Annotated in this window: 21 protein-coding genes; 8 read left to right on the top strand and 13 right to left on the bottom strand. The window is 65.3% G+C overall.

The genetic code is table 11. From position 1 onward, the window contains the following. The first annotated feature begins 444 nt into the window (after positions 1-444). The gene (locus RBB46_RS05125) at positions 445-792 is read left to right on the top strand and encodes a DUF2852 domain-containing protein (protein WP_336623136.1); all 348 of its coding nucleotides are present in this window, start codon (positions 445-447) and stop codon (positions 790-792) included. Positions 793-880: 88 nt separating this feature from the next. On the opposite strand, the gene secB is transcribed toward RBB46_RS05125, so the two are convergent. Beyond that, positions 881-1,372: a protein-export chaperone SecB gene (gene secB, locus RBB46_RS05120; protein ID WP_306027824.1), complete on the bottom strand. Its 492-nt coding sequence runs from the start codon at positions 1,370-1,372 to the stop codon at positions 881-883. Between the two features lie 253 nt (positions 1,373-1,625). Here secB and RBB46_RS05115 point away from each other — a divergent pair, with 253 nt between their 5' ends. Further along, the gene (locus RBB46_RS05115; RefSeq protein WP_336623133.1) at positions 1,626-3,032 is read left to right on the top strand and encodes an ActS/PrrB/RegB family redox-sensitive histidine kinase; all 1,407 of its coding nucleotides are present in this window, start codon (positions 1,626-1,628) and stop codon (positions 3,030-3,032) included. 60 nt (positions 3,033-3,092) lie between these two features. Next, positions 3,093-3,647, top strand: coding sequence for an ActR/PrrA/RegA family redox response regulator transcription factor (locus RBB46_RS05110; protein WP_306027823.1), 555 nt, complete (start codon positions 3,093-3,095; stop codon positions 3,645-3,647). A gap of 68 nt (positions 3,648-3,715) precedes the next feature. Here the strand turns inward: RBB46_RS05110 and RBB46_RS05105 are convergent, their stop codons facing one another. From RBB46_RS05105 to trpS, 3 genes are all read right to left on the bottom strand, one after another. Next, on the bottom strand, positions 3,716-4,597 hold the full coding sequence (locus RBB46_RS05105; protein ID WP_306027822.1) for a glycosyltransferase family 2 protein: 882 nt from the start codon (positions 4,595-4,597) through the stop codon (positions 3,716-3,718). A 135-nt stretch (positions 4,598-4,732) separates the two neighbouring features. Further along, complete coding sequence (locus RBB46_RS05100; protein WP_306027821.1) at positions 4,733-5,227, bottom strand: MmcB family DNA repair protein; 495 nt, start codon at positions 5,225-5,227, stop codon at positions 4,733-4,735. A 143-nt stretch (positions 5,228-5,370) separates the two neighbouring features. Beyond that, positions 5,371-6,447, bottom strand: coding sequence for a tryptophan--tRNA ligase (trpS, locus tag RBB46_RS05095; protein WP_306027820.1), 1,077 nt, complete (start codon positions 6,445-6,447; stop codon positions 5,371-5,373). A gap of 371 nt (positions 6,448-6,818) precedes the next feature. Here trpS and hemA point away from each other — a divergent pair, with 371 nt between their 5' ends. Then, positions 6,819-8,039, top strand: coding sequence for a 5-aminolevulinate synthase (hemA, locus tag RBB46_RS05090; RefSeq protein ID WP_306027819.1), 1,221 nt, complete (start codon positions 6,819-6,821; stop codon positions 8,037-8,039). A 90-nt stretch (positions 8,040-8,129) separates the two neighbouring features. On the opposite strand, the gene RBB46_RS05085 is transcribed toward hemA, so the two are convergent. The 7 genes from RBB46_RS05085 to RBB46_RS05055 form a co-directional block, all read right to left on the bottom strand. Then, the gene (locus RBB46_RS05085) at positions 8,130-8,501 is read right to left on the bottom strand and encodes a Rap1a/Tai family immunity protein (protein ID WP_306027818.1); all 372 of its coding nucleotides are present in this window, start codon (positions 8,499-8,501) and stop codon (positions 8,130-8,132) included. 104 nt (positions 8,502-8,605) lie between these two features. Then, positions 8,606-8,887: a DUF2160 domain-containing protein gene (locus RBB46_RS05080; RefSeq protein ID WP_306027817.1), complete on the bottom strand. Its 282-nt coding sequence runs from the start codon at positions 8,885-8,887 to the stop codon at positions 8,606-8,608. A gap of 23 nt (positions 8,888-8,910) precedes the next feature. Further along, positions 8,911-9,738, bottom strand: a complete 828-nt coding sequence (locus RBB46_RS05075; protein WP_306027816.1) for a carbohydrate ABC transporter permease — start codon at positions 9,736-9,738, stop codon at positions 8,911-8,913. Beyond that, entirely contained in the window at positions 9,725-10,588 is an 864-nt protein-coding gene (locus tag RBB46_RS05070) for a carbohydrate ABC transporter permease (RefSeq protein ID WP_306027815.1), read from the bottom strand. Before RBB46_RS05070 ends, RBB46_RS05075 begins: the two co-directional genes overlap by 14 nt. 13 nt (positions 10,589-10,601) lie before the next feature. Continuing rightward, positions 10,602-11,681 carry an ABC transporter ATP-binding protein gene (locus tag RBB46_RS05065; RefSeq protein WP_306027814.1) on the bottom strand — a complete coding sequence of 360 codons (1,080 nt, stop codon included), beginning with the start codon at positions 11,679-11,681 and terminating at the stop codon, positions 10,602-10,604. Positions 11,682-11,693: 12 nt separating this feature from the next. Next, positions 11,694-12,761 carry an ABC transporter ATP-binding protein gene (locus RBB46_RS05060; RefSeq protein ID WP_306027813.1) on the bottom strand — a complete coding sequence of 356 codons (1,068 nt, stop codon included), beginning with the start codon at positions 12,759-12,761 and terminating at the stop codon, positions 11,694-11,696. 219 nt (positions 12,762-12,980) lie between these two features. Further along, positions 12,981-14,717, bottom strand: coding sequence for an ABC transporter substrate-binding protein (locus RBB46_RS05055; protein WP_306027812.1), 1,737 nt, complete (start codon positions 14,715-14,717; stop codon positions 12,981-12,983). Between the two features lie 190 nt (positions 14,718-14,907). Here RBB46_RS05055 and RBB46_RS05050 point away from each other — a divergent pair, with 190 nt between their 5' ends. The 4 genes from RBB46_RS05050 to RBB46_RS05035 are packed head-to-tail and all read left to right on the top strand — an operon-like array spanning position 14,908 to position 19,336. Continuing rightward, a complete protein-coding gene (locus RBB46_RS05050) occupies positions 14,908-15,732 on the top strand; it encodes a DeoR/GlpR family DNA-binding transcription regulator (protein ID WP_306027811.1) in 825 nt (274 codons plus the stop codon). After that, positions 15,729-17,282, top strand: a complete 1,554-nt coding sequence (glpD, locus tag RBB46_RS05045; RefSeq protein ID WP_306027810.1) for a glycerol-3-phosphate dehydrogenase — start codon at positions 15,729-15,731, stop codon at positions 17,280-17,282. Before RBB46_RS05050 ends, glpD begins: the two co-directional genes overlap by 4 nt. 45 nt (positions 17,283-17,327) lie before the next feature. Beyond that, positions 17,328-18,536, top strand: a complete 1,209-nt coding sequence (locus RBB46_RS05040) for a CaiB/BaiF CoA-transferase family protein (RefSeq protein ID WP_306027809.1) — start codon at positions 17,328-17,330, stop codon at positions 18,534-18,536. Then, positions 18,533-19,336, top strand: coding sequence for a citryl-CoA lyase (locus RBB46_RS05035; RefSeq protein ID WP_306027808.1), 804 nt, complete (start codon positions 18,533-18,535; stop codon positions 19,334-19,336). The genes RBB46_RS05040 and RBB46_RS05035 overlap by 4 nt, the downstream gene beginning before the upstream one ends. Here the strand turns inward: RBB46_RS05035 and RBB46_RS05030 are convergent. Both RBB46_RS05030 and RBB46_RS05025 read right to left on the bottom strand, forming a co-directional pair. Next, a complete protein-coding gene (locus RBB46_RS05030) occupies positions 19,321-20,799 on the bottom strand; it encodes a sensor histidine kinase (protein WP_306027807.1) in 1,479 nt (492 codons plus the stop codon). The genes RBB46_RS05035 and RBB46_RS05030 overlap by 16 nt on opposite strands. After that, complete coding sequence (locus RBB46_RS05025) at positions 20,792-21,469, bottom strand: response regulator transcription factor (protein WP_306027970.1); 678 nt, start codon at positions 21,467-21,469, stop codon at positions 20,792-20,794. The genes RBB46_RS05030 and RBB46_RS05025 overlap by 8 nt, the downstream gene beginning before the upstream one ends. Positions 21,470-21,492: the final 23 nt, after the last annotated feature.

Here is a 21,492-nt window from a genome sequence, read left to right as displayed (position 1 = left end):
CCATTCCCAAAAAAAATCGCACAACTCGAAAATTCACCCAAAATCCAAAACACCCCTGTGCAAAAACAACCCCCGACAAACCACAAACGCAAACAATATCAACATACTAAACTATCCACACCACACCCAAACCCAACCAAGGCGCCCCTCAAGCCGCCCCAATCCAACAGCCGAAAACCCGAAAAACAGCCAGAACCAGCCGGCTTCGTCACACGGACGTCGCCGAAACTCCTCACAGTGACCGATCCTCCAGACATCCCAGAGCCCCGCCAGCGGCCCGGTTTCCGCGTTTTTCTTGAACGCGGGCGAGCCCGTTCCCACATTTCCGCTGTTGAAGTACGTGAGAGAGGAGCGCAGATGAGCTACGGATCCACTACCCAAACCGCCGGGGCCGCGTGCCGACCCGCCATCCGGCCCGGCTGGTCTCCCGTGACCATCGCACTGATGGTTCTCGGCTTTGTCGTCTTCTGGCCACTGGGACTGGCGATGCTCGCCTATATCCTGTGGGGCGACCGGCTTCCCGGTCTTGCCCGCGAAGCACGCGCGCAGTGGGACGCAAATCCCGTTCGCCGCGGCTTCGAGACGGGCATGGCCCGCAACACCGGCAATGCGGCGTTTGACGACTACAGGAACCGCGAGCTGGAACGGCTCGAGGAGGAACGTGCCCGGCTCGACCGGATGCGGGCCGAGTTCGACGACTTCCTGCGCGAGTTGCGCCGGGCGCGCGACCAGGAAGAGTTCGACCGTTTCATGGCCAACCGCGGCCGCGGACCGGCAAGCGAGGCGACCTGAACCGGCGGGACGTTCCCTGAAGACATGAAAAAAGCCGCGAACCTCAGGGTTCGCGGCTTTTTCGTTTCATCGATGACCGGCAGTCGGATCAGTTCGGCTTCTGCTCGGCCGCCGCCTGTGCCTGATCGGCATTCTGCCGGTAAAGCGCGGCGAAATCGATCGGGTCCAGCATCAAGGGCGGGAAGCCGCCATTGCGCGAGGCCTCGGCAAGGATGTTGCGGGCGAAGGGGAACAGCATGCGCGGGCACTCGATCAGGACGAACGGATGCAGGTGCTCCTGCGGCACGCCGAGAACGCGGAACAGGCCGGCGTAAACCAGCTCGATGGCAAAGACCGCCATCGTCGAGGTCTTGGCGCTGGCATTGAGCGTCAGGACGACCTCGAACTGGTTCTCTCCCATCGGCTGGGCCGAGACATTGACATTGATGTCGAGCTTCGGCTGCTCCTGCGGCTGCAGAGAGCCGGGCGCGTTCGGGTTCTCGAAGGACAGGTCCTTGATGTACTGGGCGATGATGCTCATGCCCGGCGCACCGCCGGCTTCGTTGCCCTGGCCAGCGGCCGCGTCGTTGGTATCGCTCATTCGTCGGTATCCTGTCTCGGCAGTGATGCAATGTCTGGCGCGGACAAGCCGGACCGGCAAAAGGCCCTGCTCCCCGCGCGGGATCGAAGGTTCCGCTAGCATGCCGGGACGGCGCAGCACAAGGCCTGATTGGCCGTAACCCGGCCGCGCGGCGACCCGCGCGCCCCTCTTCCAGGGCATTTGACGTTGCCTGTCCGGCGCGCCACAAGGTGCAAGGGCAGGCACTTGCCGCCCTGACAGGACCTTGAAGGACATGATGCCGGAAACAGACACGCACGAACTGGGCTCGCCGCACCGCCGGTTGAAACTCGACACGCTGGTGCGGCTGCGGTGGCTGGCGATCGCCGGCCAGACGGCGGCCCTGCTCTTCGTGCATTTCTATCTGGCCTATCCCCTGCCGCTGTCGCTTTGCGCGGCGCTGGTCGCCGCATCCGCCTGGCTCAACATCTTCCTGAAGGTCCGCTCGCCGCAGTCGCAGCGGCTTTCGGAACGCTCGGCCACACTGCAGCTCGGCTACGACCTTGCCCAGATGGGCGGGCTTCTCTACCTCACCGGCGGATTGGGGAACCCTTTCGCGTTCCTGCTCCTGGCCCCCGTGATGGTGTCCGCCACGGGCCTTTCGGCGCGCAAGACGGTCTATCTGGGTTTGCTTGCCGCCGGCATCGCCACCGTGCTCGCCGTGTTCCACCTGCCGCTCCCCTGGCCGGATGACCAGACGTTCCGGCTCCCGCCCGTCTATGCGACGGGCGTGTGGATCGCGCTGGTCTGCTCGCTGTCCTTCATGGGCGCCTATGCCTTCCGGGTGGCCGAGGAGGCGCGGCAGCTGTCCGACGCCCTGACCGCGAGCGAGCTTGTGCTGGCCCGCGAGCAGCATCTCCACGCCCTCGACGGACTGGCGGCCGCAGCGGCCCACGAGCTGGGCACCCCGCTGGCAACCGTCTATCTGACCGCCAAGGAACTGGCGCGCGATTTCGACAGCGCCGCGGGGGACCTGCCCACCCCCGACGCGCTGCGCGAGGATCTGGCACTGATCCTGTCGCAAGCGGAGCGTTGCCGCGACATCCTTTCGAAGCTGTCGTCGCTGCCCGACGACCGCGACCGCCATTTCCGGGGCGAGAAGCTGTCGCACCTGATCGAACAGGTGATCGAACCGGCCCGCGCCTTCGGCACGCGGATCGAGGTCGATGCCGGCGGCGAGGGAGCCGAGCCTCTGGTCTGGCGCAATCCAGCCATCCATTACGGGCTCGGCAATCTTCTGGAGAATGCCGTCGACTTCGCCGACAGCCTTGTCACCATCACCGCCCGCTGGACCGCTGCAAGCGTCGTGATCGAAATCGCCGATGACGGAAACGGTTTTGCGGCCGACGTGATCACCCGCCTTGGCGAGCCCTATGTCACGGCACGAGGCAATCGCGAGGGCCGTCCGGGCCAGGGCGACATTGCCGGGGGCCTGGGGCTGGGTTTCTTTATTGCCAAGACGCTGCTGGAACGCACCGGGGCGGACCTGCGCCTGCGCAACCGTCCCCCCCCCGGGCGCGGCGCCATCGTCCGCGTGGCCTGGCCCCGCGACGGCCGCTCCCCGTGGCAGGAAGGCGCGGGCGCAAATGCCGCAGACATAGGCAGCCACGCGGATTTGCCGCCCGCGCAAACGCACATATAAAGACAGCAGAACAGGATCCGGCATCAGTCGGACCGATACGGGAAAACGCAGGACGGCGGCATGAACGAGCGGTCACAGACAGAAGACGCGACACCGAGAACCCTGCTGATCGTCGATGACGACCGGCCTTTTCAGCAGCGTCTGGCGAGAGCTATGGAAAAGCGGGGCTTCGTCACCGAAACCGCGGACAGCGTGCGCGAGGCGCTGGACAAGCTGAGGATCGCCGCGCCGGAATTCGCCGTCGTCGACATGCGGCTTGAGGATGGCAGCGGTCTCGACGTGGTCGAGGCCGTGCGTGCCCGCAGGCCCGATGCCAGGGTGGTGATCCTGACCGGTTACGGCAACATCGCCACCGCCGTCACCGCCGTGAAACTCGGGGCGGTCGATTACCTGGCAAAACCCGCGGACGCCGACGACGTGCTTGCGGCGCTGACATCGACCGACGAGGAAAAGGCGCCGCCGCCGGAGAACCCGATGTCGGCGGACCGGGTGCGCTGGGAGCATATCCAGCGCGTCTATGAACTGTGCGACCGCAACGTTTCGGAAACGGCCCGGCGGCTGTCGATGCACCGGCGCACCCTGCAGCGGATCCTGGCCAAGCGCGCCCCGCGCTGACCCGCGCCGGGTGCAGGGCCCGTTCAACGAGGCCGATCGTTGGCCAGGTCAGCGGCGGGGCTTCGGGCTCAATCCACCGTTTCGCCATGTCCGTAGAACCGGGGCTTCACGCCAAGCAGGCCGACAAGAATGCCGGCGGCCGCCGCCAGGTCGGCGCCGGCACGCCGCGCACGCCAGCCGGCACGCGGCGACCAGAACAGGTGATTGACCGAATAGGCGAGTTTCGCCAGAAACTCGTGCAGGCCCGCCACCGCCACGCCGGCAAGCGTGGCGTTTTCCTTGCGCGCACGATTTCCGAGATAGACGCCGTCGCGCAGGCCCCGCCGCAGGATGTAGCGCAGGGTCGCGCGCTCGGCCGGCACCATGTCGTAGACGCGCGCCGAAAGGACTGTCCCGTAACGCGCGCCGTTCCTTGAAAGCCTGTCAAGAAACTCGAGATCCTCGCCCCCCGTCACGGCATAATCGGGCTGGAACCAGTCGCCCTCGTTTTGTGGCAGGCAGGCCAGGCGCAGGAACAGGTTTGCCGTTGTCGGCGTCTCGCACGCCTCGGCAAAGAAGCCGCCGTCGACGATCCAGCCGGCCGGCCTTTCCGCAAACCGCGGCTCGATGGGTCCGATCTGGATGTCGGCGCCGCTCAGTTCGGCAGCCGCAAGATGCGCCGCGAGCCAGTCTGTGTCCGCGCATTCGTCATCATCGATGGAGGCAAGGAAGTCCGCACCGCTCTCGCGGGCAAGATGCAGGGCGCGGTTGCGGACGGCACTCAGCCCCGGCTCGCGCACCCGCTCATGGACAATGTCGAGCACGGCTTCGAACGCCTCGACCACGGGACGGGCCGCGATGCGGCCGTTGTCGACGACGAACACCCGAAACCCTGCCTCGATGTTCTGGTCCGCAAGGGACTGCAGCGTATTGTGGAGCTGCTGGTGGCGGTCGCAGGTGCACACAGCCACGCAAACCCGCACATCCGTCCGCTCTGCTCCAATTTCTCTCGCCGGAACTTCCATGCCGGTTCCCCAGTACCCCTGCGTCAATTCCAGTTTAGTTGCAAAGGGCGGCGAGGATTGCAACGGGCAAAACGCGGGATCTCAGCCCGGACCGCCAACGGAGATGCGAAGATCGGGATCCAGCGCATCGTGCAAGCGATTGGCCGCGGCCTGGGCAAAGCGGAGCAGCACCGCCTTGCGCGTCGCCGCCGGCAACCTGTGCTCGGGGGCCGATCGCAGGATCTCCGCGAAATAGCCGTCGGACAGGATCAGGCCCGCGTCCTGCGGAAACACCTCCGCGGGAACATCGGCATGACTTGCAAAGAAAAGCCGGTCGCAATGGGCTCGGTAGTCCGGCCACTTGTTGTCGGCGCGAAAATCGGCGAGCGAGGATTTGACCTCGACGATCCACACGTCCCCTTTCGGTCCGACCGCCGCCAGGTCCGCCCGCCGCCCGGAGGCCAGCGTCAGCTCCCCCACACAGGCAAAACCGGCCGCGCGCAGCATCCGCGCCGTTCCGCGCCAGACCCGCGCGGCGGCATCCGACTGACGTCCGTCAGTCAGCGGGTCGTCCAGCAGAATGCGGTTGGTGATCATGGCCTCGGGCGTCCGCTTGCAAATTCGTTCCGTCTTTGTTCCAAAAGAACACTAACCCTGCATGTCCGCATGTGGCAAGGGCCGTACCGGAGATCCGGCACGGCCCTTTTCCTTCACTTGCTGTCGCGATGTCCGCGCTTTGCTCAGCGGCCTTCCAGGAAGCCCATGATGCGACGGGCATCGCGCAGCACCGGGCCGGCGATCTCCGAAGCGCGACCGGCGCCGTCGCGCAGCACCGCATCGATATGGCCGGGGTCGTCGAGCAGGCGGTTCATCTCGCCGGTCATCGGCGACAGCTTGTCGACCGCAAGATCGGCGAGTGCCGGCTTGAAGATCGAGAAGGGCTGGCCGGCGAACTCCGACAGCACAGCGTCCTTCGACTTGCCCGACAGCGCGGCATAGATGCCGACGAGGTTGGCCGCCTCGGGACGCTCAGCAAGGCCGTCCATCTCGCTCGGAAGCGGCTCCGGATCGGTCTTGGCCTTGCGGATCTTCTTGGCGATCTCCTCGGCCGAATCGCGCAGGTTGATGCGCGACAGGTCCGACGGGTCCGACTTCGACATCTTCTTGGTGCCGTCGCGCAGGCTCATGATGCGGGTCGCGGGCCCGGCGATCATCGGCTCGGTCAGCGGGAAGAACAGCTCGTCCGGCAGTTCCGGGCTCGGCGTCGGGTTGGGAATGCCGAGGCCGAGCTCCTTGATGCGATCGGCGAAGTCGTTGTTGAACTTCTGCGCGATGTCGCGGGTCAGTTCCAGGTGCTGCTTCTGGTCGTCGCCCACCGGCACATGCGTGGCGCGATAGGCCAGGATGTCGGCCGCCATCAGCGTCGGATAGGCGAACAGGCCGACCGAGGCATTCTCCCGGTTCTTGCCCGCCTTTTCCTTGAACTGGGTCATGCGGCTGAGCCAGCCGATGCGCGCGATGCAGTTGAAAATCCAGGCAAGCTCGGCATGCTCCCGGACCTGGCTCTGGTTGAAGATGATCGCCTTCTTCGGGTCGATGCCTGCGGCCAGATAGGCGGCGGTCACCTCGCGCGTCGTCCCGGCGAGGAGCGCGGGATCGTGATTGACGGTGATCGCATGCAGGTCGACGACGCAATAGATCGCCGGCATCTCGTCCTGCAGCGGCACGAAACGCGAGATCGCGCCGAGATAGTTGCCAAGATGGAGATTGCCGGTGGGCTGTACGCCGGAGAATACGCGCGGCTGGAACTGATTCAAGAAACTGTCCCCCAGTTTGGACCTCGGGTTGAACGCGGCCGGGCCTTTCCCGTACCGCGCGCGGCAGAGTTGTACCGCGTTTGGCGGGTTATGGCGAAGCCGTTGCCCGAGCGCAAGGCGGAAGCCGGGACGGCGGCGTTTTCCGCAGTTCCCTTGCGTCGACGCCACAATACCGAACTTCCGAGCGCGTCGGCCGGCCCGCGATCCGGCGCGCCTGCGTCGAAACGACCCTTCAGGGATATTCCCAATTCACCTTGACCATGTATATGGGCTATAGACTGGAACGAGACTAAAGTGCGAGCGTTTGAATGCACGCGGGAATCGGCGGACAATCTTCGCCAGGGTGGTAGCAAGAGGTCCCGGAGGCCGGAATGGATTACGAGAGCTTCTTTCGACGCGAGATCGAAGGGCTGCATACAGAAGGTCGGTACCGGGTTTTCGCGGATCTGGAGCGTCATTCCGGAAGCTTTCCAAAGGCGACCCGCTATACACAGGACGGGACCCACGAGGTCGCCGTGTGGTGCTCGAACGACTATCTGGGCATGGGCCAGAGCCCGATCGTGACCGACGCGATGCATGAAGCCATCGACCGCTGCGGCGCGGGAGCGGGCGGCACGCGCAACATCTCGGGCACCAACCACTATCATGTCCTGCTCGAGCAGGAACTTGCCGACCTGCACGGCAAGGAAGCCGCCCTTCTGTTTACCTCCGGCTACGTTTCCAACTGGGCGGCGCTTGGAACCATCGCCGCGCACCTGCCGGGTTGCGTGGTGCTGTCCGATGCGCTCAACCATGCCTCGATGATCGAGGGCATCCGGCATTCGCGTGCCGAAAAGCGTATCTGGAAACACAACGACGTCGCCGATCTGGAGCGCCAGCTCGCCGAGATCGAACCGGGCCGTCCCAAGCTCGTCGCCTTCGAGAGCGTCTACTCCATGGATGGCGACATCGCGCCGATCCGGGAGATCTGCGACGTTGCCGAGAAATACGGCGCCATGACCTATCTCGACGAGGTCCATGCCGTCGGCCTTTACGGCCCGCGCGGTGGCGGCATCGCCGAGCGTGAAGGGCTGATGGACCGGCTGACGGTGATCGAGGGCACGCTCGGCAAGGCCTTCGGCGTGATGGGCGGCTATATCGCCGCCTCCGCGGCGCTTTGCGACTTCGTGCGCTCCTTCGCCTCGGGCTTCATCTTCACCACCGCCCTGCCACCGGCGCTGGCTGCCGGCGCGCGCGCCTCGATCCGCCACCTGAAGTCGGCGGAAGGCGAGCAGTTGCGTGCCCGTCACCGCGAGCGCGTCGCCACATTGCGGCGCAAGCTCGATGCGGCCGGTATCCCGCACATGGTCAACCCGAGCCATATCGTCCCGGTGATGGTCAAGGACCCGGTGAAGTGCAAGATGCTCTCCGACGTCCTGCTCGACACCTACGGGATCTACATCCAGCCGATCAACTATCCGACCGTGCCCAAGGGGCTGGAGCGGCTGCGCATCACCCCCTCGCCGCTGCATGGCGACGGCGACATCGACCGCCTTGTGCGCTCGCTTGAGGCACTGTGGTCGCAATGCGCGCTGGCAAGGGCCGTCGCCTGACACGCCGACATCGCGTTGACGAAACGAAAAAGCGCCGGATCCTCCGGCGCTTTTTCGTTTCAGACATGGCACCGCCTGATCGCAGCGGCATCAGCGGCTATAGGCCGGCATCTGGGCGCATGCGGGCCAGGCGGCCCTGAACGCATCATAGACAAGCATCGGGCCGCTGGCCGACACACGCTCGGGATGCTTTTCGAGATGCTCGATCACGACCTGGCGAAGGCCGTTGGCATCGATGCCGGGCGGGATGCAATTGGCGCGCCCCAGCAAGAAGGCGTCCAGCGTTCCCTGAAGATAACCAAGGCAGAACGTCACCGCGACGGCGTTGGCTCGCGGATCGGCCCGGCAGATGCTGGCGACCTGCGCACCGCTTTGCCATCCGTCGGCCCGCGCCGCAGGCGCATCAACCGCACAGGCGAGCGCGGCGAATGCAAGGCCGAGGCAGGTCCCTGCCGCTCGCAATCCGCCCGCGTCCCGCATCACTTTCCCGCCAATCATCCCGTCTGCCCCGGACCGTTTACCTCCCGGTAACAATCCCGGGAGTCGCCGGATCAGGCAAGCCCGCCCTAAACCCAGCGGAAGACGCAACCGGCATAGACGATCGCAATCGCGAGCGGTGCCCAGAGCGGCGTTCCGACGAGCCCCAGCCATGCAAGGAAAATGAACGCGCTGCCGAGCAGCGAGATGAACAACCGGTCCCCGCGTGTCGTGTCGAGCCCGAGTACCCCGTGACGCGGACCGCCGCCAGGGGCGACGTATTCCCACACGGACATCGCGGCAAAGCACAGCGCGACGAAGATGAAGAAGGCGGCGGTCGGCCCGGTCCAGGCCATCCAGCTCAGTCCCATGACATGTCTCCCAGACGAGCCGCCTAGACGCGGCCGAGCGCGAAGCCCTTGGCGATGTAGTTGCGAACGAAATAGATGACGAAGGCGCCGGGGATGATGGTCAGCGTTCCCGCCGCGGCGAGAAGCCCCAGCTCATAGCCGGACGTACTCGCCGTTCGCGTCATCGTCGCCGCGATCGGTTTCGCCGCGACGGAGGTCAGCGTCTTCGCCAGGAGCAGTTCCACCCAGGAGAACATGAAGCAGAAGAACGCCGCGACGCCGATGCCGGCGGCGATGGTCGGCACGAAGATCTTCAGGAAGAACGACCAGAACGAGTGACCGTCCACATAGGCGGTTTCGTCGAGCTCCTTCGGCACGCCGGACATGAAGCCTTCAAGGATCCAGACCGCGAGCGGAATGTTGAACAGCGTATGGGCCAGAGCCACGGCAACCGGCGTGTCGAACAGGCCGATGGCCGAATAGAGCTGGAAGAAGGGCAGGGCGAAAACCGCCGGCGGCGCCATCCGGTTGGTCAGCAGCCAGAAGAACAGGTGCTTGTCGCCGAGAAAGCGATAACGCGAGAAGGCGTAAGCTGCGGGCAACGCCACCACGACCGAGATCGCCGTGTTGATCAACACATAGGTCAGCGAGTTGACATATCCCATGTACCAGGTCGGATCGGTGAAGATCGTCACATAGTTCTCGATCGTGAACTGTTTCGGGAACAGCGTGAAGGAACCGAGAATCTCGTTGGTCGTCTTGAACGACATGTTGACGAGCCAGTAGATCGGCAACATCAGGAAGAGGATGTAGAGCGCCGGGACGAGGCGGGTCATGCGTTTCATCGGTCGGTCTCCGTCACTGCTGCTCATTGCGCATCATCAGGGTGTAGAACACCCAGCTGAGCAACAGGATGATGAGGAAGTAGATGAGCGACATGGCCGCGGCTGGCCCCAGGTCGAACTGGCCGAGCGCGATCTTGACCAGATCGATCGACAGCAGCGTCGTCGCATTGCCCGGCCCGCCACCGGTGAGGACCGAAAGCTCCGTGTAGATCATGAAGCTGTCCATGAAGCGCAGCAGCACCGCGATCGTCAGAACCCGCTTCATCTTCGGCAACTGGATATAGCGGAAGATGGCGAAGGGCCTTGCGCCGTCGATCTTGGCCGCCTGGTAATAGGCGTCCGGAATCGAAACGAGGCCGGCATAGGCAAGCAGGACCACAAGCGAGGTCCAGTGCCAGACATCCATCAGGATCAGCGTGAACCAGGCGTCTCCCGGCTGGCGGGTGAAATTATAGTCAAAACCGAGCGCGTTGAGGCTGCGACCCAGAAGCCCGATATCGGGCAGGGCAAAGATGTTCCACATCGCACCGACCACGTTCCACGGGATCAGCAGCGGCAGGGCCATCAGCACCAGGCAGACGGGAACCCAGGGCCCCTTGCGCGGCATGGTCAGCGCGATGGCGACCCCGAGCGGCACCTCGATGAGGAGGATCGTGAAAGTGAAGATAAGCTGCCGGGTCAGCGCGTCATGGAACCGCGGGGAGCGCAGGATCTGCTCGAACCAGGTCACGCCCGCCCAGAAGAACACGTTGTCGCCGAAGGTTTCCTGGACCGAATAGTTGACCACCGTCATCAGCGGAATGATGGCGTTGAAGGCGACAAGCGCCACCACCGGAAGGACGAAGAACCAGGCCCTGTTATCGTGTGTCTTGTTCATCTCGCTCTCCCCCTCAGGCCACGATCCAGCCGTCGCGATAGACGGCGGTCCGCTCCGGATCGAAGCGCAGGGCGGTCGCCTCGCCCGGAATGTCGGCACCTTCGGGCACCAGCAGCTTGATCGCATGGTCTGCGGCCTGCGCCTCGACGATGCGATAGCGTCCCGCGTCGCTGACCTTCACGACCCGTGCCGGAAGGACACCGTTTTCGCCCTTGTCCGCGAAGGTCACGAATTCGGGGCGAACCCCGACCTCCAGCCTGCCGGCAGCAGCGGCCAGATCGCCCCCGGATGTCGTTTGCAGGGCCACGCCATTGACCCGGGCGCCGCCGTTCGAAGCATCGCACGGCAGGACGTTCATGCCTGGCGAGCCGATGAAATGGCCGACAAACGTGTGCTGCGGCCGCTCGAAAAGCTCGACCGGCGTGCCGATCTGCACGACCTCGCCCTGGTTCATGACGACCACCTTGTCGGCGAAGGTCAGCGCCTCGGTCTGGTCATGAGTCACGTAGATCATGGTGGTACGCACCCGCTGGTGCAGTTCCTTCAGCTTCGAGCGGAGCTGCCACTTCAGATGCGGGTCGATGACGGTCAGCGGCTCGTCGAACATGATTGCGTTGACATCCGAGCGCACAAGACCCCGGCCCAGCGAGATCTTCTGCTTGCCGTCCGCCGTCAATCCGGCGGCTCGGTTGGCCAGCATATGCGTCAGGTCGATCATCTCGGCGATCTCGCGCACACGGTTGTCGACATGCGCCTCGTCGACGCCGCGATTGCGCAGCGGGAAGGCGAGATTGTCGTAGACCGTCATGGTGTCGTAGACGACCGGGAACTGGAAAACCTGTGCGATGTGACGCTCGTCCGGCGGCAGGTCGGTGACGTCGCGCCCGTCGAACAGCACCCGTCCCCGGCTTGGCCGCAGCAGGCCGGAAATGATCGACAACAGCGTGGTCTTGCCGCAGCCGGAAGGGCCGAGCAAGGCATAGGCACCGCCGTCCTCCCATTCGAGATTGAGCTCCTTGAGTGCCCAATCGCTTTCGGAAGCCGGATCGGCCACATAGGCGTGACGCAGGGTATCGAGTAGGATTTTCGCCATGTCCGCTTCTCCCTAGGCCACGATGCGCCGGCCGTCCGCATCGAAGACCATCGCCTTGGCCATGTCGGCATAGAGGCGCTGCCGCGTGCCCACCTCGAACGGGTGGATGCCATGCGACTGCGAGACCCACGTCTGGCCTTGCACGACGAAATGAATGATGCTTTCCGAACCGGAGAGTTCCGTCACCAGAACCTCGCCATCCACAGCAACCGCCATATCGCCTTGCGGTGCCGGCGCCACATGGTGCGGCCGCACACCGATCGTGTAGGCACCATCGGCGAGCCCGGTATAGGCAGCCGGAACCGCGAAGTCCTCTCCGACGGCAAGACGGAACCTGTCGCCCGTCTTGGTGACCGCCGCGACATTGATCGGCGGGTCGGAAAAGACCTGCGCGCTCGTCAGGTCCAGCGGGTTCCTGTAGATGTCGCCTGTCGCTCCGAACTGCGTGACGCGCCCTTCGAAAAGACAGGCGGTCTGGCCACCGAAGAGCAGAGCCTCGACCGGCTCGGTCGTCGCATAAACCACAATGCAGTCGCGGTTGGAGAACAGGCGGGGCAACTCGTCGCGCAACTCCTCGCGCAGCTTGAAGTCGAGATTGGCGAGCGGTTCGTCGAGCAGGACGAGGTCCGCGTCCTTGACCAGGGCCCGGGCCATCGCCGTGCGCTGCTGCTGGCCGCCGGAGAGTTCGGACGGCCGTCGCTGCAGCATCGGCGAGAGCTTGAGCAGCTCGGCCATGGTCCCGACACGGCGCTTGATCTCGTCTTCCGCGACCCGCGCGACGCGCAGCGGCGAGGCGATGTTGTCGTAGACGGACATGTTCGGGTAGTTGATGAACTGCTGATAGACCATCGAGACGTTGCGATGGCGCACGGAAACACCCGTCACGTTCCTGCCCGAGAACCAGACCTCGCCGGAGGTGGGGCGTTCGAGGCCGGCCATCAGTTTCATCAACGTGGTCTTGCCGGCAAGCGTGGTGCCGAGCAGGATGTTGAAGCTGCCCGGTTCGCACACGAGGTCGGTCGCGTGGATATGGGTCTCGGCGCCAGCGCGCAGGCTCACGCGCCTCAGTTCAAGGGACATCTGTCGGCCGCCCTTTTTGGATGTGACGATGATCGTGCCCGGAAAGCGGTTCGCGTGCCGCGCCGGTTCGTGCGACGGCGGACGAAACTCTCCCGCGTCCCGCCAACGGCCGGGAGCGGACACTTGCATGCCCGAAACGGTGCATGCCGGCGCGATCGCCTCTTTCCGGAAGATGGACCCGGGGTCGCCCCCGGGCCACTCAGTCGCGGAAAGCCGCGGTCAGTTGGAGGCCCACTGCTTGACGAGCTCATCGTAGTTGATGGTCTCGCCCTTGGGCTTCTCGTTCTCCAGCTTCGCCTTGGCGCCGCCCTTGCCGAGCCACTCGGACGGATCCTTCGGCTCGTTCAGGCGCGGTCCGCAACCACCATAGGTGTTGCTCGCCTCGTCGGCGCGCTGCATGCGGGCCATGATGGTGTCCATCTCGCCGGCGAGGCGGTCCATCGCCTCCTGCGGCGTGAAGGCGCCAGAGTTCACGTCACCGATCTGCTGCCACCAGAGCTGGGCAAGCTTCGGGTAATCGGGAACGTTGACACCGGTCGGGGTCCACTGGTCGCGCGCGGGCGAGCGGTAGAACTCGACGACACCGCCAAGCTTGGGGGCACGTTCGGTGAAGGACTCGTGCCGGACCGAGCTGTCGCGGGCGAAGGTCAGGCCAAGATGGCTCTTCTTCAGGTCGACGGTCTTGGAGGTGACGAACTGGGCATAGAGCCATGCGGCCTTGGCCCGGTCGGTCGGCGTGGATTTCAGGATCGTCCAGGATCCGACATCCTGGTACCCGACCTTCTGGCCCTCTTCCCAATAGGGACCGTGCGGGCTCGGAGCGGCACGCCACAGCGGCGTTCCCCCGTCATCCACGGTGTTGTTGCCTTCCGACTTGGGCTTGACCATGTCGGCGAGGAACGCCGTGTACCAGAAGATCTGCTGGGCGACATTGCCCTGGCTGAGCGCGGGAAGCGACTGGTAGAAGTCGTAGTCCGCCGCACCCGGAGGCGCGTATTTGCGCAGCCATTCGTCCCACTTGGCGATTGCGTAGACCGCCGCCGGGCCATTGGTCGCCCCGCCGCGCGCAACCGAGGCACCGGACGGATTGCACGACCCCTCTTCCATGCGGATGCCCCATTCGTCGATGGGACGGCCATTCGGCAGGCCCTTGCTGCCGGCACCGGCCATCGACAGCCAGGCATCGGTCATGCGCCAGCCGAGATCCGGGGCACGCTTGCCGTAGTCCATGTGGCCGTAGATGCGAACGCCGTCGATTTCCTTGACGTCCTCGGAGAAGAATTCGGCGATGTCCTCATAGGCCGACCAGTTGATCGGAACGCCGAGATCGTAACCGTACTTCGCCTTGAACTGCTCCTTCAGGTCTTCCCGGTCGAACCAGTCCTTGCGGAACCAGTAGAGGTTCGCAAACTGCTGGTCGGGAAGCTGGTAGAGATCGCCATCCGGCCCGGTGGTGAAGCTCAGTCCCATGAAGTCGTCGAGATCGAGCGTCGGCGACGTGACATCCTTGGCCTCGCCCGCCATCCACTTGGTCAGGTTGACCGCCTGCTGGAGGCGCGAATGCGTGCCGATGAGATCGGAATCGTTGACATAGGCGTCGTAGAGATTGCGGTTCGTCTGCATCTGCGTCTGAACCGCTTGCACCACCTCGCCCTCGCCGAGAATCTGGTGGTTGACCTTGATGCCGGTGATTTCCTCGAAGGCCTTGGTCAGAACGCGCGATTCATAGTCATGTGTCGGAATGCCTTCCGACAGGACGTTGATCTCCATCCCGCTGAACGGCTCGGCTGCCTTGATGAACCAGTTCATTTCCTCCATTTGCTGATCCTTTGTCAGCGCGGAGGGTTGAAACTCGCTATCAATCCACTTCTTGGCTTCCTCGGGGCCGGCAAACGCCGCACCCGAACCGGCAAGAAGCGCGACGGCCGCAACGGCCGCCAGCATCTTATGTCGCATGTGAAGTCCTCCCTTGCATTGCTGCGGCTTGACTATCAAACGAAAAAAAGCGAACGTCAACCCGAAAATCCGCTTGCCATTTTTTACCCAATCGAGGCAAAATCTGGCTGTTCCTAGCGCCTTACTGCACCTGCGAACGAAATCGATGCAAAACAATCAAGAATATCGAAAAAAAACGAAAGGCCGGTAGATGGAGCCGGTTACCCCTCGCCAAACAGAGATTCTCGACCGCGCGCGACGCGCTGGCCGGGTCGACGTGGACGGGCTGGCGCACGAGTTCGACGTCACCCCCCAGACAATCCGGAAAGACCTCAACGAACTGTGCGAACGCGGCATGTTGCAGCGGGTCCATGGCGGCGCGGTGCTGCCGTCGGGGATCGCCAACTATGCCTATGACGCGCGGCGCCAGCTTGCCGCCGACGAAAAACGTCGCATCGGGCTGAGGGCCGCCGGACTGATCCCCGACAACGCCTCGATCATGCTGAACATCGGCACGACGACGGAGCAGGTCGCACGCGCCCTGCGCCAGCATGACGGGATCATGGCGATCACCAACAATATCAATGTCGCCAATATCCTGCGTGCCGCTCCAGCGATCGAGGTGATCATCGCCGGCGGACAGGTGCGCCCCTCGGACGGTGGCATTGTCGGCGAGGCGACGGCCGACTTCATTCGCCAGTTCAAGGTGGACTACGCGCTGATCGGCGCCTCCGCGATCGACGCGGACGGAACCATCTTCGACTACGACTTCCGCGAGGTGCGCGTGGCCCGCGAGATCATCACCCATGCCAGGCAGACCATCCTGGTCGCCGACAGCATGAAGTTCGAGCGCAGCGCCCCGGTGCGGATCGCCCATATGTCGCAGATCGACATTTTCGTCACCGACAAGATGCCGCCCGGGCCAGTGCTCGACATCTGCCGGGAGCATGGCGTGCGTGTCGAGGTGGCCGGAGAGGGTGCCACGGAGACCGCCGCGGCGGCATTGGAAGACGGGCCGGGAGGCCACATGGAATGAACGAGCCACGAAAACGCAGCGACTTCGACATCCTGATCGTGGGGGGCGGCATCAATGGTTGCGGCATCGCACGCGACGCCGTCGGCCGAGGCTATTCGGTTTGCCTGGCGGAGATGAACGACCTTGCCAGCGGCACATCGTCCTGGTCGACAAAGCTCGTTCATGGCGGCTTGCGCTATCTCGAGCATTACGAATTCCGGCTTGTGCGCGAGGCCCTGAGCGAACGCGAGCTGCTATGGGCAAACGCGCCGCACATCATCCGCCCGCTGCGCTTCGTGCTGCCGCACCAGAAAGGGCTCAGGCCGCGCTGGATGCTTCGGCTCGGGCTCTTCCTCTATGACCATCTGGGCGGCCGCAAACTGCTGCCGGGCACCCGCACGCTCGATCTGCGCCACGATTCGGCCGGAGCCCCTCTCAAGGACGGTTTCTCCACCGCCTTCGAATATTCCGACTGCTGGGTCGACGATGCCCGGCTGGTGGTTCTCAACGCCCGCGACGCGCACGCCCGCGGCGCGCAGATCAACACCCGCACGAAGGTTGTCTCGGCCGAGCGCGTCGACGGGCTCTGGCGCGCGACCCTTCAGGACACGCAGGACAACTCCATGCGAGAGGTGAGCGCGCGCCTCCTCGTCAATGCGGCCGGCCCCTGGGTCGACCGGTTGCTGGAGGGCGCCCTGAAGCGCAACGACGCCCACAATGTCCGGCTGGTTCAAGGCAGCCACATTGTCGTTCGCAAGCTGTTCGAGCACGACCGCGCCTATATCTTCCAGAATGCCGACGGGCGCATCATCTTCGCCATTCCCTACGAGCAGGATTTCACCCTGATCGGCACGACCGACCGCGACTACGACGGCGATCCGGCCGACGTGGCGGCGACAGAAGAGGAAATCGTCTACCTGGCGGATGCCGCCAGTGAGTATTTCCGTCAGCCGATCCCCCGAAGCGACGTGGTGTGGACCTATTCCGGCGTGCGCCCGCTCTTCGACGACGGCGCCTCGAAGGCCCAGGAGGCGACCCGCGACTACGTGTTGCGGCTCGACAACGGAGGCAAGGGGAGCGAAGCGCCCCTGATCAACATTTTCGGCGGCAAGATCACCACCTATCGCCGCCTCGCCCTTTCCGTCATGGAGCAGATCGAAGACGCGATCGGCGGCGGCGGTCCGGCCTGGACGGCAAAGGCCGCACTTCCAGGCGGCGACTTCCCGACCGAGGGCCTGGCGGAGCTGACACGCTCCCTGGCGAAGGGGCGCGAGGCGCTGCCCGCCGGACTTGTCGAACGCCTCGCGCGCAACTACGGCACCCAGGCGCATGCGATCCTTGAAGGCGTCGCCACGCCGGAAGACCTGGGCGAGCATTTCGGCGGCGGCCTCTTCGCCCGCGAAGTGACCCACATGATGGACCACGAATGGGCGCGCGAGGCCGAAGACGTCTTGTGGCGACGCAGCAAACTCGGCCTTCGACTTTCGGAAGGGGAAGTCGCGAAGCTTGGCCACTGGATGAAGGAGCGCTATAGCGGAAAGCGTTCCGCGCGCGACGCACGCCAGGCCTGACAGGCCGGCTTGCCCCAGTCGGCGCGGCGAACCGAAAGGCGCTTCATGGACGCTTCGCCCCCCACTCCACTCTCCGGCATCCGCGTGCTTGACCTGACGAATGTGCTGTCCGGGCCGTTCTGCTGCCATCAGCTTGCGCATTTCGGCGCCGAGGTAATCAAGATCGAAGTACCGGGACGCGGCGATCTTGCGCGCCAGCTCGGCGCCGACCCGGAACTCAACGCCGCGGACATGGGCGTCTCCTTCCTGGCCCAGAACGCCGGCAAGAAAAGCCTGACGCTCAACCTGAAAAACCCGAGCGGCGTGGATCTGCTGAAGCGGCTGACCGCCACGGCCGACGTGGTTGTCGAGAATTTCAGACCCGGTGTGATGGATCGCCTCGGCGTCGGCTTCGACGACCTTGCGCCTCTCAATCCACGGCTCGTCTATTGCGCGATATCGGGATTTGGCCAGGACGGGCCGATGCGGTCCATGCCCGCCTATGACCAGATCGTACAGGGACTGTCCGGCGTCATGTCGGTCACCGGCGATGCCGAAACGGCGCCGTTGCGTGTCGGTTATCCGGTCTCCGACACGATCGGCGGCATGACCGCCGCTTTCGCCATCTGCGCCAGTCTTGCCGGACCGCGCGAGAAGCCGGTCTTTCTCGACATATCGATGCTGGAGGCAACGCTCGCAACGATGGGCTGGGTCGTTTCCAACTGGATGATCGCCGGCCAGCGCCCGGCCGCCCATGGCAACGAGAACACGACTTCCGCGCCCTCCGGAGCGTTCCGGGCGCGCGATGCCGCGCTCAACATCGCCGCCAACAAGGACGAACAATGGCGATTGCTGTGCGAGGAGCTGGAGCGTCCGGACCTGCTTGCCGATCCCGATTACGCCACCCGCGAAACGCGCAAGACAAACCGCCATGCCCTGCGCGCCGAGATCGAGAGGAGCCTTGCCGCCCGCGATGCCGCCGACTGGGTCGCGCGGCTCAGCCGGCGCGGGATCCCGGCCGGCGAGATCCTCACGGTTCCCGAGACGCTCGCCCATCCGCAAGTGGCCGGGCGCGGCATGATTGCCGAGTTCGAGGAGGTGCCGGGGGTCGGCCGGCCCATCCGCACGGTCCGCACCGGCATCAAGGTCAATGGCACGCCGCCGTCCGTCGACACGCCGCCGCCGGTGCTGGGGCGCGACACGGTCGATATTCTGGAAGAGCTTGGCATCACCGCCGAGGAAATCGAGCGGCTGCGACGGGAAGGCGCGATATGAGCGAAAGCAGGGACACGGACCCGGTCGCCGACTGGTGGCACACATCCATCATCGACATGGAACCGGGCCGGATCGCCTTCCGCGGCCATCCGGTGGAAGAGCTGATCGGCACGCTCTCATTCCCGCAGATGATCTGGCACATGGTGATGGGCACACCGCTCGATGCGGGTCGCGCCCGCCTTTTCGAGGCCGCTCTCGTCGCCGCTGTCGATCACGGGCCGCAGGCACCCTCGATCGCCGCCGCACGCATGGCCGCCACCTGCGGCGTCGGTCTCAACAACGCCATGGCGACCGGGGTCAACATGCTCGGCGACGTCCATGGTGGAGCCGGTGAGCAGGCCGTGGCGCTCTACCAGGACATCGATGCGCGCACGCAGACCGCCGGGCTGGAAGAGGCCACAAGCCGGGGCCTTGAAGCGTTTCGCGCGATGAGGGGCAAGTTCATCTCCGGCTTCGGCCACCGCTTCCACAAGCCGGTCGACCCGCGCGCGCCACGGCTTCTCGGCCTTGTCGACGAAGCTGCGGCAACCGGCTCGGTCTCCGGCCGGTTCGCCGCGATCGGCCGAGCGGTCGAAGCGCATCTGGCCAAGGAAAAAGGCAAACCCGTGCCCATGAACATCGACGGGGCCACTGCCGTCATATTCGCCGAACTGGGCTGCCCGGCACCCCTGGCACGCGGCTTTTTCTGCCTGTCCCGATCGGTCGGCATTCTCGCCCATGCGTGGGAGCAGACCTGCCAGGGCGGCCGCAACAAGGGACCGACGCCGCCGGCCCATCGCTGGACCTATGACGGCGTCTGATCCGGCGCCGCCGGCAGTGTGATGCGCACTCGCAGCCCGCGGCCGGTGCCGCCTTCGGACAGTTCAAGCCGCCCCCCCGCCAGCGCGGCGATCTCCGCAACAATGGCAAGACCAAGTCCGGCGCCATCCGCATCCCCCTGCGACGACAGCCGTTCGAACCGCTTGACCGCCCGCGACCGGTCCGCGGGACGGATGCCGGGGCCGTCATCCTCCACCTCGAGAACGGCACCTCCTCCCCGGGGCTCGACGCGCACCGTGGCCGAATGTCCCGGACCGGCATAGGCGATCGCGTTCTCGATCAGGTTGCGCAGCATTTCGCCGATCAGCATGCCGTTGCCGCGCACGGCCGGACCGACGGTGCCGGCAGCCGGCCCCTCATAGCCGAGGTCGAGACCCGAACGCGCCGCGACAGGCTCCATCTCGGCCGCCATCCTGCGCGCCAACCGGGCCAGATCGACGCTTTCCCCGCCGGGCCGGTCGACCGAGACCTCGTCGACCCGCGCGAGCAGCAAAAGCTGGGCAAGCGTGCGTTCGCTCTGCGCCACGGCCAGGTCGGCCGTCCTCAGGGCCGTCAGCATCGCGTCGCGCCCCTCGGCCCGGCGGGCAAGCTCGATCTGCGTGCGGATGATCGTGAGCGGTGTCCTGATCTGGTGCGAGGCGTTGCCGGTGAAGCGCCGAAGCGCTGCCAACGAATCCGACAACCTGGCCATGAACCCGTTGATTGCACCGACGAGCCGGTCGACCTCGCGCGGCACCGAATGACGGATCGGACGCAGGTCGTCCGGGCTGCGGCGGTCGAGCGCCTCCTCGAGCCGCGCCAGCGGACGCAGGCCGCGGCGAATGCCGAGCAGGACGGCGACGGCCGCGATGGCAATCAGCAGCACCTGCCGGGCGGCCGAATTCAGAAGCACGTCGCGGGCAAGGTCGCGGCGCGCGGTGGTCGTCTCCGCCACCGCAACCCGATAGGCGATCGAACTGTTGCCGGAGGAGGCGGCTCCCGTGAGGATCACCATGCGGATCGGTTCGCCGCGAAAGACCGCATCGGCAAACCGCGGCTGATGGGCGATCTGCGCCGCCTCGCCCGCTTCGGGCACCGGCAGGTTTCGGTAGCCGGTGACGAAGGTTCCCGGAGGCCCCTCGACACGGTAGAAGACCCGGTCCTCCGCCGCGCTGGTCAGCATTTCCAGGGCGACGTAAGGCACGTCGATCTCGATCGCACCGTCATTGCCGACGGCCACGCGCTCGGCGATCGCCAGGGCCGAGCCGGTCAACACGCGGTCGAGCACGGTATTCACCGTCTCCCGCGCCTCGCGGTAAGTGTCGAACAGATCGAAGACCGCGAGCAGGCTCAGCGGAGCAAGCAGCCAGACCAGCAGGCGGCCGGAGAGCGAGCGCGGACCGCGGCGGCGGCGAGCACGCGCGTCGCGGACCCCGACCTCCTGTTCCGGCGGCGGCTCAGCCATGCCCGTCGGTCGCCTCGAGCGCATAGCCAAGCCCGCGCGCGGTACGGATCCTGAGGCCGCAGGGCTCCAGCCGCTTGCGCAGACGCGAGATATACTGTTCGACCGCATTGTCGGAGAGATCGGCGTCGAACTCGCTCAGTCGCTCGCTGATATGCTGCTTGGACACGACCCTTTCCGGACGCTGAACAAGGATCTGCAGCACACTCAGTTCCCGCGCCGTCAGGTCGAGCGGCTTGCCGTCCACCGTTGCGATGCGCTCGGTCAGGTCGAAGACAAGACGGCCGCATTCGAGGCGGCCGCCCCGGGCACCGGCATGCCGGCGCAGCACCGCACGGATACGCGCTTCCAGCTCGCCGAACTCGAAAGGCTTGGTCATGTAGTCGTCGGCGCCGAGATCGAGGCCCTTGATCCGCTCGTCAAGCGCGCCGCGCGCGGTGAGCACCAGCACCGCGCAAGGCAGGCCACGCGACCGAATCGTGCGCAACAGCGTCATCCCGTCGGTGTCGGGCAGCGACAGATCGAGCAGCACCAGATCGAAGGCATCGGTCGCAAGCGCCGCCTCCGCGTCCTCGCCTTCATGCACGGCATCGACCGCATACCCCGCCCCGCGCAGCATCTGCGTCAGGCCGTCGGCAAGTGTCCGGTTGTCCTCGACGATCAGCAGGCGCACCCAGGCCACCCTTTCGCAATCCG

The sequence above is a fragment of the Stappia sp. MMSF_3263 genome, from assembly GCF_030733745.1.
Taxonomy (GTDB): domain Bacteria; phylum Pseudomonadota; class Alphaproteobacteria; order Rhizobiales; family Stappiaceae; genus Stappia.
The sequence above is the reverse complement of the archived record's forward strand: the minus strand, read 5'-3'. Positions and strand labels throughout refer to the sequence as shown.

What these genes read in the sequence shown, in the direction of transcription:
- hemA (WP_306027819.1), top strand. Translation starts at nt 6,819, where the DNA reads ATGGATTACGAGAGCTTCTTTCGACGCGAGATCGAAGGGCTGCATACA.
- RBB46_RS05040 (WP_306027809.1), top strand. Translation starts at nt 17,328, where the DNA reads ATGGACGCTTCGCCCCCCACTCCACTCTCCGGCATCCGCGTGCTTGAC.
- RBB46_RS05055 (WP_306027812.1), bottom strand. Translation starts at nt 14,717, where the DNA reads ATGCGACATAAGATGCTGGCGGCCGTTGCGGCCGTCGCGCTTCTTGCC.
- RBB46_RS05035 (WP_306027808.1), top strand. Translation starts at nt 18,533, where the DNA reads ATGAGCGAAAGCAGGGACACGGACCCGGTCGCCGACTGGTGGCACACA.
- RBB46_RS05100 (WP_306027821.1), bottom strand. Translation starts at nt 5,227, where the DNA reads ATGATCACCAACCGCATTCTGCTGGACGACCCGCTGACTGACGGACGT.
- RBB46_RS05060 (WP_306027813.1), bottom strand. Translation starts at nt 12,761, where the DNA reads ATGTCCCTTGAACTGAGGCGCGTGAGCCTGCGCGCTGGCGCCGAGACC.
- glpD (WP_306027810.1), top strand. Translation starts at nt 15,729, where the DNA reads ATGAACGAGCCACGAAAACGCAGCGACTTCGACATCCTGATCGTGGGG.
- secB (WP_306027824.1), bottom strand. Translation starts at nt 1,372, where the DNA reads ATGAGCGATACCAACGACGCGGCCGCTGGCCAGGGCAACGAAGCCGGC.
- RBB46_RS05050 (WP_306027811.1), top strand. Translation starts at nt 14,908, where the DNA reads ATGGAGCCGGTTACCCCTCGCCAAACAGAGATTCTCGACCGCGCGCGA.
- RBB46_RS05115 (WP_336623133.1), top strand. Translation starts at nt 1,626, where the DNA reads ATGATGCCGGAAACAGACACGCACGAACTGGGCTCGCCGCACCGCCGG.
- RBB46_RS05065 (WP_306027814.1), bottom strand. Translation starts at nt 11,681, where the DNA reads ATGGCGAAAATCCTACTCGATACCCTGCGTCACGCCTATGTGGCCGAT.
- RBB46_RS05080 (WP_306027817.1), bottom strand. Translation starts at nt 8,887, where the DNA reads ATGGGACTGAGCTGGATGGCCTGGACCGGGCCGACCGCCGCCTTCTTC.
- RBB46_RS05030 (WP_306027807.1), bottom strand. Translation starts at nt 20,799, where the DNA reads ATGGCTGAGCCGCCGCCGGAACAGGAGGTCGGGGTCCGCGACGCGCGT.
- RBB46_RS05110 (WP_306027823.1), top strand. Translation starts at nt 3,093, where the DNA reads ATGAACGAGCGGTCACAGACAGAAGACGCGACACCGAGAACCCTGCTG.
- RBB46_RS05075 (WP_306027816.1), bottom strand. Translation starts at nt 9,738, where the DNA reads ATGAGCAGCAGTGACGGAGACCGACCGATGAAACGCATGACCCGCCTC.
- RBB46_RS05125 (WP_336623136.1), top strand. Translation starts at nt 445, where the DNA reads ATGGTTCTCGGCTTTGTCGTCTTCTGGCCACTGGGACTGGCGATGCTC.
- RBB46_RS05070 (WP_306027815.1), bottom strand. Translation starts at nt 10,588, where the DNA reads ATGAACAAGACACACGATAACAGGGCCTGGTTCTTCGTCCTTCCGGTG.